General features: G+C 70.4%; 15 protein-coding genes. 11 read left to right on the top strand and 4 right to left on the bottom strand.

Annotated features, from left to right (window positions below):
• Entirely contained in the window at nucleotides 1-1,029 is a 1,029-nt protein-coding gene (locus tag K7I03_RS20145) for a glycosyltransferase family 2 protein (RefSeq protein ID WP_185945632.1), read from the bottom strand.
• A 218-nt stretch (nucleotides 1,030-1,247) separates the two neighbouring features.
• On the opposite strand from K7I03_RS20145, the gene K7I03_RS20140 reads away from it, so the two are divergent.
• A complete protein-coding gene (locus tag K7I03_RS20140; RefSeq protein ID WP_224347127.1) occupies nucleotides 1,248-2,900 on the top strand; it encodes an LCP family protein in 1,653 nt (550 codons plus the stop codon).
• Between the two features lie 146 nt (nucleotides 2,901-3,046).
• Here K7I03_RS20140 and K7I03_RS20135 read toward each other — a convergent pair whose 3' ends face one another.
• Complete coding sequence (locus K7I03_RS20135) at nucleotides 3,047-3,604, bottom strand: acyl-CoA thioesterase (RefSeq protein WP_185945631.1); 558 nt, start codon at nucleotides 3,602-3,604, stop codon at nucleotides 3,047-3,049.
• Nucleotides 3,605-3,724: 120 nt separating this feature from the next.
• Between K7I03_RS20135 and K7I03_RS20130 the strand changes: the two genes are divergently transcribed.
• Nucleotides 3,725-4,936, top strand: a complete 1,212-nt coding sequence (locus tag K7I03_RS20130; RefSeq protein ID WP_185945630.1) for an LCP family protein — start codon at nucleotides 3,725-3,727, stop codon at nucleotides 4,934-4,936.
• Between the two features lie 25 nt (nucleotides 4,937-4,961).
• Here the strand turns inward: K7I03_RS20130 and K7I03_RS20125 are convergent, their stop codons facing one another.
• On the bottom strand, nucleotides 4,962-5,744 hold the full coding sequence (locus K7I03_RS20125; RefSeq protein ID WP_185945629.1) for a VOC family protein: 783 nt from the start codon (nucleotides 5,742-5,744) through the stop codon (nucleotides 4,962-4,964).
• A gap of 211 nt (nucleotides 5,745-5,955) precedes the next feature.
• Between K7I03_RS20125 and K7I03_RS20120 the strand changes: the two genes are divergently transcribed.
• The 9 genes from K7I03_RS20120 to K7I03_RS20080 all read left to right on the top strand — a co-directional run bounded on the left by K7I03_RS20120 (nucleotide 5,956) and on the right by K7I03_RS20080 (nucleotide 10,443).
• Nucleotides 5,956-6,168 (top strand): hypothetical protein, encoded by a 213-nt coding sequence (locus tag K7I03_RS20120; protein WP_185945628.1) that lies wholly within the window; start codon nucleotides 5,956-5,958, stop codon nucleotides 6,166-6,168.
• Nucleotides 6,152-6,670: a DUF6879 family protein gene (locus tag K7I03_RS20115; protein WP_185945627.1), complete on the top strand. Its 519-nt coding sequence runs from the start codon at nucleotides 6,152-6,154 to the stop codon at nucleotides 6,668-6,670. Before K7I03_RS20120 ends, K7I03_RS20115 begins: the two co-directional genes overlap by 17 nt.
• Nucleotides 6,667-7,506: a helix-turn-helix domain-containing protein gene (locus K7I03_RS20110; protein ID WP_185945626.1), complete on the top strand. Its 840-nt coding sequence runs from the start codon at nucleotides 6,667-6,669 to the stop codon at nucleotides 7,504-7,506. The genes K7I03_RS20115 and K7I03_RS20110 overlap by 4 nt, the downstream gene beginning before the upstream one ends.
• Before the next feature lie 56 nt (nucleotides 7,507-7,562).
• Nucleotides 7,563-7,841, top strand: a complete 279-nt coding sequence (locus K7I03_RS20105; RefSeq protein WP_185945625.1) for a hypothetical protein — start codon at nucleotides 7,563-7,565, stop codon at nucleotides 7,839-7,841.
• A 117-nt stretch (nucleotides 7,842-7,958) separates the two neighbouring features.
• Nucleotides 7,959-8,147: a hypothetical protein gene (locus K7I03_RS20100; protein ID WP_185945624.1), complete on the top strand. Its 189-nt coding sequence runs from the start codon at nucleotides 7,959-7,961 to the stop codon at nucleotides 8,145-8,147.
• Between the two features lie 346 nt (nucleotides 8,148-8,493).
• Entirely contained in the window at nucleotides 8,494-8,724 is a 231-nt protein-coding gene (locus K7I03_RS20095) for a hypothetical protein (protein WP_185945623.1), read from the top strand.
• Complete coding sequence (locus tag K7I03_RS20090; RefSeq protein ID WP_185945622.1) at nucleotides 8,705-9,232, top strand: DUF6879 family protein; 528 nt, start codon at nucleotides 8,705-8,707, stop codon at nucleotides 9,230-9,232. Before K7I03_RS20095 ends, K7I03_RS20090 begins: the two co-directional genes overlap by 20 nt.
• 18 nt (nucleotides 9,233-9,250) lie before the next feature.
• On the top strand, nucleotides 9,251-10,090 hold the full coding sequence (locus K7I03_RS20085) for a DUF5753 domain-containing protein (RefSeq protein WP_185945621.1): 840 nt from the start codon (nucleotides 9,251-9,253) through the stop codon (nucleotides 10,088-10,090).
• Between the two features lie 65 nt (nucleotides 10,091-10,155).
• Nucleotides 10,156-10,443, top strand: coding sequence for a tyrosine-type recombinase/integrase (locus K7I03_RS20080; protein ID WP_224347126.1), 288 nt, complete (start codon nucleotides 10,156-10,158; stop codon nucleotides 10,441-10,443).
• Nucleotides 10,444-10,643: 200 nt separating this feature from the next.
• Here K7I03_RS20080 and K7I03_RS20075 read toward each other — a convergent pair whose 3' ends face one another.
• Entirely contained in the window at nucleotides 10,644-11,801 is a 1,158-nt protein-coding gene (locus tag K7I03_RS20075; RefSeq protein ID WP_185945620.1) for an acyl-CoA dehydrogenase family protein, read from the bottom strand.
• Between the last annotated feature and the right edge of the window lie 19 nt (nucleotides 11,802-11,820).

Raw genomic sequence — 11,820 nt, 5'->3', positions numbered from 1 at the left:
CTACGCCCGCACCGCCGGGCGGCGGCTGGCGATGACGCGCTTGGCGAGCGAGCGCGGGCTGGTCAGGAAGCCGAATCCCCACGACATGTGCATGGTGGCCAGCGCGACCGGGATCTGCGCCCGCGCCTTCAGCGACAGGCCCTTGCCCGCGGGCACCGAGCCGGCCACGATCGCCGCCAGGTAGCCGCCCGGCACGACCAGCGCCCACGGCGTGACCGCCGCGCCCACCACGATGCCGGCCGCGATGGCGACGACGGCGGTCGGCGGGGCCAGGTAGCGGAGGTTGATCGAGCCCTTGTGGAAGCGGGCGACGACGTGCCGCCAGCGGCCGTAGTCCTTGTACTGCTTGGCGAGCGCGCGCACGCTCGGCCGGGGGCGGTACGAGACCTTGAGCTCCGGCGAGAACCAGATCAGCCCGCCCGCCTCGCGGATGCGGAAGTTCAGCTCCCAGTCCTGGGCGCGGATGAACTCCTCGTTGTACCCGCCCTGCCGCTCCAGCGCCTCCCGCCGGAAGACGCCCAGGTAGACCGTCTCGGCCGGACCGGCCTCGCCACCGGTGTGGAACGCCGCGTTGCCGACCCCGATCTTCGAGGTCATGGCGGCGGCGACGGCCCGCTCCCAGTCGTTCTCCCCCTCGGCGTGCATGATGCCGCCGACGTTCTGCGCGCCCGTCTCGTCCAGCAGCCGCACGGCCGTCTTGATGTAGTCGGGCGAGAGCATGCCGTGCCCGTCCACCCGCACCACGATCGGGTGACGCGACGCCTTGATCGCCGCGTTCAGGGCGGCGGGGGTGCGGCCGGTGGGGTTGGGCACCGTGTGCACCCTGGCTCGTGCGTGGGACGCGGTCTCACGGACGAGCTCGGCGGCGATCTCGTCCGTACGGTCGGCGGACGGACCGAGGGCGATCACCACCTCCAGCTCACCGGCGTAGTCCTGCTCCAGGATGTGCCGCACGGAGGTGCGCAGATGACGCTCCTCGTTGAGCACCGGCATGATCACGGAAACTGCGGGCGGCTGCTGCTCTGGCATGGTTCCTCGGAGGTACGGGGGTCAGGGGTTCACCCCGCGGTGGACGGAAACGCCGCCACGTTACCGCGAACGGGGGACGCGGAGCCGCGCCGCCCGGGTGGCGGACGGGGTCCGGACGGCGTGGAACCGCGGCCCGTTGATCGTATTGACCTACGGTGACCCGGTTCCGTCCCCCTGCTGCGCCGGGGGTGCCCCCAGCTCGCCGCGGAGGTCACCAAGTGCCAGTACCAGACCCAGTGCCGGACAGCGCCCGCCGCCCGGACCGGGGCCGGCACGGCGCCCCGCGCCGGCCCCGCTGGGGACTGCGCGTCGCCACCGCGCTCGCCCTCGTCATCCTCGTCGCCGGCGGCGCCGGGCACGCGGTGGTGCACGGCATCGACCGGGGCATCCGCCGCGTCGACCCCTTCACCGGCCTCTCCCACCGCCCCCGCACCGGCCACGGCACCACCATCCTGGTGGTCGGCACCGACGGCCGCGACACCATCACCGAGGGCGAGCGCACCCGCTACCACCTGGGCGGCGAACCCTGTCACTGCACGGACACCATGCTGCTCGTCCACCTCTCCGAGGGCCGCGACCGGGCGTCCGTCGTCAGCCTCCCCCGCGACACCTACACCGTCCTCCCCGCCCGCACCGACGCCTCCGGCGCCCTCCGCCCGGCCCATCCGCAGAAGCTCAACGCCGCGTACGCGGAGGGCGGGCCCGCGCTGACCGTCAGCACCGTCGAGCAGCTCACCGGCGTGCACATCGACCACTACCTGGAGGTCGACTTCGCCGGCTTCATGCGCACCGTCGACCTGGTCGGCGGGGTGCGCGTCTGCACCGAGGAACCGCTCCGGGACGACCACAGCGGGCTCGACCTGCCGGCCGGGACCAGCACGCTGGACGGCGGCCAGGCGCTGCAGTACGTCCGCTCCCGGCACCTCGACGCCAGCGCCGACCTCGGCCGGATGCGCCGCCAGCAGCGCTTCGTCGCCGCCCTGCTCCAGCGGGCGACGAGCGGCGGGGTGCTCCTCGACCCGCCCGTGTTCCGCCGGGTCGCCACTGCCCTGCTGGGCGCGGTCCGCGCGGACCGCGGCTTCGACGCGGCCGAGCTCGTCGAGCTGGGCCGTACGCTGCGGGGGCTCCGGCCGGCCGCGACCGAGTTCACGTCGGTGCCGATCGCGGCCGTCGACTTCCCGGTGCCGGGGATCGGGTCGACCGTGCGGTGGGACGAGGGGGCGGCCGCGCCGCTGTTCCGGGCGTTGCGGGCGGATCGGCCGTTGGGGGCGGGGGGTGGCGCGGGGCCGGCGCCGACGCCGGTGGAATCGGATCCGGAGGGGGAGGGAGAGGCGGAGGCGGACGGGAAGGGGCCGGGGCCGTCGGCGGCGCCGGCGCCCGGCGTTCCGGTCGCTTCGGCTTCGCCCGCCTCGCCCGCCTCGCCCGCCTCGCCCGCCTCGCCCGCCTCGCCCGCCGAAGCGTCGGCGACGGGCGCCGGGCCCGCGCCCGTCGAAGTGGCCCCCGGGCAGATCCGGGTCCAGCTCCTCAACGGCTCCGGCCGTCCCGAGCTCGGGCAGGACACCGACGCGGCGCTGCGGGCCGCCGGCTTCCTCACCACCGGCCTGCCGCTCGACGCCCCGCCGCCGACCGCCCTGCGCACGGTGATCGCCTTCGACCCGCGGTGGGACCGCTCCGCGCGCTCCCTCGCGGCCGCCCTGCCCGGCGCCGAGCTGCGGGCCGTGCCGGGGCAGGGGGCGTTGATGCAGGTGACGCTGGGGGCGGGTTTCGGGGGCGTACGGGCGGTTCGGGGGCCGGAGCCGCTGCCTGGGCAGGGGCCGGTGGGCGTGCGGCAGGAGGTGGTCACCGGGGACCGGGTGGTGTGCGGCGGCTGAGGGGTGGGGGTGCCCCAGCCCCGCCCTTTCACCGTTTCTTGCGGGGGCCAGCCCCCGCAACCCCCGAAACCGCGCTCCGCGCGGTTGTCCTCAAACGCCGGACAGGCTGAACAGCCCCAGGAAGCGGCGAAGGGGTGGCCCGGCGCTCAGTCCTCCAAGCCCTCCGCCGCCCGGTTCATCCGCAGCTCCTTGATCGCGCGCCGGCGCGCAAGCCGATGCGTGCGCCGGATCTGCGCCTCCTGGTAGCGCCGCCGGTCCTTCTCCGTCTCGGGGAGCACCGGCGGCACGGGCCGCGGCTTGCCCTCCTCGTCGACGGCGGCGAAGACGAGGTAGGCGCTGCCGACCTGCACAGCGGGCGTGGACTCGTTCCAGCGCTCGGCCATGACGCGGACGCCGACCTCCATGGAGGAGCGCCCGGTCCAGTTGCACTGGGCCTGGACGTGGACGAGGTCGCCGACGCGGACCGGCTCCAGGAACGCCATCTCGTCCATGGACGCCGTCACGGCGGGGCCGCCTGAGTGCCGGCCGGCGACCGCGCCGGCGACGTCGTCCACCAGTTTCATGATCACCCCGCCGTGCACGGTGCCCAGAAGGTTCGTGTCGCTCGCGGTCATGATGTGGGACAGCGTCGTACGGGAGGCCGAGGTCGGCTTGCCGGGTATCCCGGCCGCGCCGGACTCGGGGGCCCGGTCCTGAGTGGTCATGCACCCCACTGTATGCGGGGTGCATGTACCCGGCCGCCCATGTGTCAGCTCTGCAACAGCCATGACCCGGTCCGGTACCACCCGACCGGAGCAGTCGCGCGGGCGGGCACACTTCTTCTCATGAGTGAGTGGCCCGAAGTGCGGAACAACGACCGCCGGTACCCGTATGGAGGCGACGGCGGGCGCCCGCGCGCGTCCCAGGGCGGACCGCCGCCGCAGTACGGACAGCCCGGCCGGTCCGGCGCGCCCGGTGGCCACCGTGACGACGGTTACAACACCGGCCAGGTCTACGGGCACGGCGGCGGCCCGGCCGCGCCGCGCGGCGGCGGGCCCGGCCGGACGAGCCGGCCGAACTGGCGCAAGCGGATCACCATAGGTCTGCTCGCCTTCCTCGCCGTGGTGCTGGTGGTCTCCGTGAGCACCTACTTCTGGGCCGACTCGAAGCTGCGCCGCGAGGTCGACCTCGGGAAGGTGGAGGAGCGCCCGCCGGGCGGCGAGGGCACGAACTACCTGATCGTCGGCTCGGACAGCCGGGAGGGACTGTCCGACGAGGACAAGAAGGAACTGCACACCGGGTCGGCCGACGGCAAGCGCACCGACTCGATGATGATCCTGCATACCGGTGACAACGGCACCACCATGCTCAGCCTCCCCCGGGACTCGTACGTCACGATCCCGGCCTTCACCGGGCAGAAGACCGGCAAGCGGTTCCCCGCCTCCACCCACAAGCTCAACCAGGCGTATGCGGACGGCGGTCCCGAACTGCTCGTCCGCACCATCGAGTTCAACACCGGGCTGCGCATCGACCACTACGCGGAGATCGGCTTCGGCGGGTTCCGCAGCCTGGTCGACTCGCTCGGCGGGGTCGACATGTGCCTGGACAAGCCGATCAAGGACCGTGACTCGGGCGCCGACCTCAAGGCCGGCTGCCAGACGCTGGACGGCAAGCAGTCGCTGGCCTTCGTCCGCCAGCGCCACCAGGAGGCCGACCAGGACCTCGGCCGGATGCGCAACCAGCAGAAGTTCCTGAACACCCTCGCCAAGCAGGCGGCCTCGCCGTCCACCGTGCTCAACCCGTTCACCCTCTACCCGGTGATCGGCTCCGGCCTCGACACCCTGGTCGTCGACGACGACATGGAGCTGTGGGACCTGACGTCGATGTTCTGGGCGATGAAGGGTGTCACGGGCGGCGACGGCAAGCAGATGACGGTGCCGATAGGCAACGCCAACCTGGCCACGCGCGGCGACGGCGTCGCGGTGAAGTGGGACCCGGTCAAGTCGAAGCAGCTCTTCGAGCAGCTCAAGAAGGACGAGAAGGTCACGGTGGGATAGGCCCCGCCGGGGGCGGGGCCGCGGCTCAGGCCGGCTCCGCCCCCTGGATGACGGCGAAGATGCCGCCCTGCGGGTCGGAGACCACGGACATCCGGCCCGCCATCATGTCGAACGGCGGGACCAGTACCGAGCCGCCCGCCCGGACGAGCGCGTCGACCGTGGTATCCGTGCCGTCCACGGCGAAGTACGTCAGCCAGTGCGACGGCGTGCCCTCGGGGAACCGTTCCAGCCCCTGCATCCCGCCGACCGTCCGCCCGTCCGCCTTCAGCGCGAAGTAGCCGGGCGCCTGCTCCACCGGTGCCGCCTCGATCCCGAACGCGGCCCGGTAGAACGTCCCCGCCGCCTCCGGATCCGAGGTGTTCAGCTCGTTCCAGATCACCGCGCCGGGTTCGTTGACCACCTCGCACCCGAAGAAGTCCCTGGTCTGCCAGAGTCCGAACACGGCGTCCGTCGCGTCCGCGACCACGGCCATCCGGCCGAACGTCAGCACGTCCATCCCGGGCATCAGCACCCGTCCCCTGTGCTCCGCGACCGCTCCCACGGCGGCGTCGGTGTCCGCCACCGCCAGGTACGTCGTCCACGCGGTCGGCGGCGGGGGCTGCCCCTCCTGGGCCATCGCCGGACCGATGCCCGCCACGGCCCGCCCGTCCAGCGTGCACACCGCGTACCCGCCGGTCTCCGGCGGCCCGGGCTCTCCCTGCCACCCGAACAGATCCCGGTAGAAGTCCAGCGCCGCCCGCTGGTCCGGCGCCATCAGATCCACCCAGCAGGGCGTACCGGGCGCGTACGTCTCACGTACCTCGGGCATGACGCTCGCCTCCTGGCGCACGGCGGTCCCCCCAGGGGTCGTGTCCAGGGTGGGGGGTGCGGGGCGGGGGCGCCACCGGGGAGGACGCGGGCCGCGCCGCAAGATCCTTTATTCGGCTACGGGAATAGTCCCGGGTGGGCGTGGACGGCCCTCCGCGGCCGCCTCTAGGGTCGGGGCGCGGCCGGACAAGACCGGTCGCGGAGGGGGCGCCATGTCAGGCGAAGAGCACCTCACCCGGCTCACCGGCCGATCCGGCGGGCCGCCCTGCGACAACGACGACTGTCCCAACGTCTACGCCACCGCCCAGGGGACGTTCGTCTTCCAGGGAGACGTCTACCGCGGCTTCGCCGCGCCGGACAGGGAGGCGCTGGTGGAGATCCCCGAATCCGTACCGCGGGAGGCGGTTCATGCTCTCGGCTGGTGAATGGCGTGCCCTTTTCGACGCCTTCGAGAAGGACGCTTGGAGGTTCGAGGCGCAGCCCGTCTACACGATGCCCGGTGAACGGGACAGCCTGGCGCGCTTCCTGCGCGGAGAGCCGAAACCGGACGACCACAATGCCGCCTGGCACGCCCGGGTCCAGGAATACCGCTCGGAGGGCCGACGTATCGGACGCGTCCGGGTGGTGCGCCGGCCGTTGACCGATTACCAGCGCTATCAGTTCGCGTGGGGAATTCCGGGGAACATCGCGGCCGGTGAGGAGATCCGGGTTCTCGATGTCACGGATGACGACCACGGTCTGCGCCTGTCCGGCCGGGACTGGTGGATGTTCGACGAGGCCACCGTCGTGCATCTGGATTACCGGCCGGACGGAACGCAGATCGGCCGGTTCGTCTACCACGGGGACCCGGAGCCCTACCGGCGCTGGAAACGGATCGCGCTCGCCGCGTCGGTGCCTTTCCGGCAATACGCGGAAGAGCACGGGTGACATTCGAGCCCGAACGGCTCGGCCGGTCGAAGTCCGATCTGGCGGAGAGCCTTCGGCAGTTGCGCAAGCGAGCCGGTCTCTCGGGAGACCGGCTCGCCCGTCGTTGCGCCATGAGCCAGTCCAAGATCAGCAAGATCGAGACGGGCCGGGTGACGCCGTCCCTCGTCGACGTCCAGCGCATCCTGCGGACCGTCGACGCGCCGGCTGAGCTGGTACGGGAGATCACGGCCCTGGCCCGGATGGCCCACACGGAGTGGCAGGACACGCGCTCGTCGTGGCGCCGGGGACTGGAGAAGCGGCAGGCGGAGCTGGCGGCGCTGGAAGCGGACGCCCGCGAGCTGCGGTATTTCCTGCCGGCCATGATCACGGGGTTGCTGGCGACTCCCGAGTACATCAGGGCGAGCCTTTCCCACTGCCCGGGTGACGTCTCGAAAACCATCGCCGGAAAGATCGAGCGTCAACACGTCCTCTACGACGCATCGAAGTCGTTCGTCTTCCTGCTGACCGAACAGGCCGTGGCCTGGCCCCTGCTCCCCAAGCCGGAGATGGCGGTCCAGCTCGACCGCCTCGCGTCACTCTCCCGATTGCCCAACATCACTCTCGGAGTGGTCCCATACGAGCACGTCATCCCGCGCGGCCCGCTCAACACCTTCACCCTCTATGACGAGACGCTGGCTACGGCCGAGACCTTTACCGGGCGGCTGGTGTTCCAGGACGCCCGGGACGTGGACCAGTACCGGGAGATCTTCGCGTGGTTCACGGAGCACGCGGTGTTCGGAGAGAACGCCCGCGACCTGCTCGCGGCACGCGTGGAATCACTGCTCCGTGATCTTTAATCCGGTTCGGGAATCCCACTGGAAACGGCGCCGGCGGCGCCTTCACGCTATGCCCCATGACCTGGAGAAACGAACCCGTCCCCGCTTCGTCCGACGCCTACATGGCGGCCAGGAAGAAAGCCGACGACACCGTCCTCATGCTGGAACGCGTCCTCGCGGACATGGGCATCACCGTGGGCGACCGCGACGCCTGGCCGGATCTCCTGGGCCGCGCCTCGATGTCCGGCGAGCCGTACGTGTATCTGGGTACCGTGCCCGCCGCGACCGCGCGCAGGCTCGTCGACGCGCTGGTGTACGCGCATTCCGAGCGACGCGTGCGCGGGCGCGGCGCCTGAGCGGGTGTCCTTCCGACGTGCGGCCGGCGCACCCCGCCCGGACACCCGTGTCTCCCAGAACGGGAACGTCCACAGCAGCCTGGCCGACGACGAGGACCGCGAAGGGAAGCAGCGCCCGTGATCCACGGCGAGAACCTGGCGCGGGATCTGCGCCGGGACCACGGCTTCGTCCACGTCGGGCGCACCAGGGACGGCAAGGCCGTGGTCATGCGCAAGCGCGACCGGTGGACCGTGGTCCCTTTGCGCTGGCTCACCGCCGACGCCGTGGAGACGGTCAAGGCCCAGGCCGGGGTCGGCGGGGGGTGAGTTCCCGCGGCGCCCCCGCCGGCTCCGGCGGGGGCGTGCGTGCCACCGTTACGGCAGGTTGCGCGCCATCACGATGCGCTGGACCTGGTTCGTGCCCTCGTAGATCTGCGTGCTTTACCGGTCATACGGCTCTGACCTGCGAGAACATCCCCTTACAGGGGGCCTCCCCGAGGATTTCCCCATGATCACGAGGGTTAGTCCCCTGGTCAGGGGACTGCGGTGGCGTGGACGCCCCGCGTTGCGCGCGCAGGCCCGGCCACTGCCCTCTTGACCCGGCCGCTCCAAAGGATGAGGGTCGTGTAACAGCCTGCAACGCAGCGCAACAGTCGTAGTAGGAGGGCGCACCATGGGTTACACCTTCATCGGCAAAGACCCCGAGTCCGACGTGAACGGGTGCCCGGCGGTTTGGGTGGATGACGACCGGCGGCTACTCATGCAGGGGCGGCGAGCGGGGGACGACGTTCAGGCTCGGACGGTGGCTGACTCGCCGCGAGCCGAGGATGAGACGCTGATCGTCCTGGAACCGAGGATGATCCCGCTTCTCAAGGAGGCTATCCGTGTCGCAGAGTCTGGCTGAGTTCGCCAATCTGCTTCGGCAGTGTGAGCGCTCAGCAGTGCACCTTGAGACCCGCGACGCATACGCCGTCCCCGGGGAACACCCTGCCTTCGACGCCTGGCTGGCAGGGGAGCGGAAGAACTGGGACGACCGTTCGTCGTGGTGGCGCGATGACTGGCACGGCCTCATCCAGGACGTGACCGCCCGAGGTGTAGCGGTGCGCCGGGCGCGGGTGGTCGGTGAGCCTGTCTCGGACTACATCAAGTGGGAGCACTACGTCACCTACGGCAACGTCGCTTGCGGGGAGGAAGTCCGATGGCTGCCCCGTAGGCAGGCATCCGACCTGCTGCTGCCGGGGAACGACTTCTGGCTTTTCGACGGCAAACTGGTCCAGTTCAACGTCTTCGACGGTGACGGCCGTTGGATGCACACGGACTTCACGGAAGACGCGGCCGTGGCAGCGCGATGTGCTGACATGTTCGAGGCAGTTTGGGAGCGAGCTGTCCCGCACGACAAGTACAACGTCTAACAGAACAGCGGCCAGTCCATGACCTCACCTCTGTCGACGGCCGACGAGGCCCATAAGGCAGTTGCCGACCGGCTCACCCGCATGATGGAAGACGCCGATCTATCGGGGGCCCGGCTGGCCGCTCTCTGCGGCTGGGACCGCTCCAAGACCCACCGGATCATCAACCGGAAGACGATCCCGAAGCCCGCCGACATCCGCGCATGGTGCACAGCATGCGGAAGGCCCGAAGAAGCCGACGCGCTGATCGATACCACCCGCACGGCCAAGACCCTGTACGTCCAGTGGACCCAGTACCTGAAGGGCGGCCTCAGCAAGGCTCAGCGCAACGGCATCTACCAGGAGACACGTTCCTTCCGTGTGTACAGCTGCGGGGTCCTCCCCGGCATGCTCCAGACGGAGGCGTACGCCCGGGGCATCCTCCGTACGATCCGTCGCTTCAGGAGCCTTCCCGACGACGTTGAGGACGCCGTACAGGCGCGACTGGAACGCTCGGACGCCACTCTCCGGAGCAATCAAGTATCCGTTCTCATCGAAGAGTCGGCCCTGTACATGCCGATGACCGACCGCCCGCAGCATGCGGAGCAACTGGAACACTTCCTGTCCGTCATCGGACGCCCCAACCTGGCTTTCGGGATCATCCCCCACATGTCGCACCGCCCGGTATGGCCCCTTGAGTCCTTCTACGCGTTCGATGATCGGGAAGTTCAGGTAGAGACCCTGACGGCCATGGTCCGGGTGACGAACCGAGCCGAGGTCGGCGCGTACCTCAGCGCGTTCACTCAGTTGGGACGAGCCGCTGCGTACGGCTCACAAGCCAAAACCCTGATCAGAAGGGCCCTCGACGCTACCGGGGCGTGAAGACGTACAACGTCGTGCAACATCGGCCCTGCCGGACTGCCCACTTTCCTACTGTCCCTCTCACGGTGTACGCGTCGTACTTCTACCCGAAGATCTGGCTGACAGCGCTCACCAAAGGCGAGGTGCCGTACTGCAAGCCCCACGCCCTCCGGCACTACTACGGGTCTCGACTGCTCTACGCGGGCGTCCCTGAGAACGACGTGGCGGACTGGATGGGCCACAGCAGCACGGACGTGCTGCGGCAGCACTACCACTACATCTTCGAGGGGGCCGAGCAGCGCGGCAGGGCGGCCATCGCAACGATGCTGACCCCCGGCGCGGACGACCCCACCGAGCGGGCCGAGGTCGCCTGATCAAACCCAAACGAACAGCCCCCGGCACCACGCCGGGGGCTGTGTCATATGTGCAGGTCAGCGGGCATTTTCACCCCAGCGTCAGCCCAGGATTTCCCCAGCATGACGCCCAGGAACGGCCCCGGCCGGACCGGAACGGACCGAAGCCCGGTACTGCCGTTCCGACAGCGGAAAACTACCCCTGACCTGCGGAAACGCTGCTACGGCAGGTTCCTCGCCATGACGATGCGCTGGACCTGGTTCGTGCCCTCGTAGATCTGCGTGATCTTCGCGTCGCGCATCATCCGCTCCAGCGGGTAGTCGCGCGTGTAGCCGTAGCCGCCGAGGAGCTGGACGGCGTCCGTGGTGATCTCCATGGCCGCGTCGGAGGCGAAGCACTTCGCCGCCGCGCCGTGGAAGGTGAGGTCGTCGTCGAGGCGCTCGGACTTGGCCGCCGCCGCGTAGGTGAGCTGGCGGGCCGCCTCCAGCTTCATGGCCATGTCGGCGAGCATGAACTGGACGCCCTGGAAGTCGCCGATCGGCTTGCCGAACTGCTTGCGCTCCTGGACGTAGCCCTTGGCGTAGTCGAGGGCGCCCTGGGCGATACCGAGGGCCTGCGCCGCGATGGTGATGCGGGTGTGGTCCAGGGTCTTCATCGCCGTGGCGAAGCCCGTGCCCTCCTCGCCGATCATGCGGTCGGCGGGGATGCGGACGTTGTCGAGGTAGACCTCGCGGGTCGGCGAGCCCTTGATGCCGAGCTTCTTCTCCGGAGCGCCGAAGGAGACGCCGGCGTCGGACTTCTCGACGACGAACGCGGAGATGCCCTTGGAGCGCTTCTCCGGGTCGGTCACGGCCATGACCGTGTAGTACTCGCTGACGCCCGCGTTGGTGATCCAGCGCTTGACGCCGTTGAGCACCCAGAAGTCGCCGTCGCGCACGGCGCGCGTCTTCATGCCGGCCGCGTCCGAGCCGGCGTCGGGCTCGCTGAGGCAGTACGAGAACATCCCGTCGCCCTTGGCGAGCGGGCCCAGGTACTTCTTCTTCAGCTCCTCGGAGCCGGACAGCACGACCGGCAGCGAGCCGAGCTTGTTGACCGCCGGGATGAGGGAGGAGGAGGCGCAGACGCGGGCCACCTCCTCGATGACGATCACCGTCGCGAGGGCGTCGGCGCCCGCGCCGCCGAACTCCTCGGGTACGTGCACCGCGTGCAGATCGGCCGCCGTCAGCGCGTCGAGCGCTTCCTGCGGAAAGCGGCCCTCCTCGTCCACCTCCGCGGCGAACGGCGCGATCTTCGCCTCGGCGAGCGAGCGAACGACCTTGCGGAGCTCGTCGTGCTCCTCGGACGGCCGGTACAGGTCGAAGTCCTTGTTTCCCGCCAAGGCGAACTCCCCAGAGCGT

The sequence above is a fragment of the Streptomyces mobaraensis genome (assembly GCF_020099395.1).
Lineage (GTDB): Bacteria > Actinomycetota > Actinomycetes > Streptomycetales > Streptomycetaceae > Streptomyces.
The sequence above is the reverse complement of the archived record's forward strand: the minus strand, read 5'-3'. Positions and strand labels throughout refer to the sequence as shown.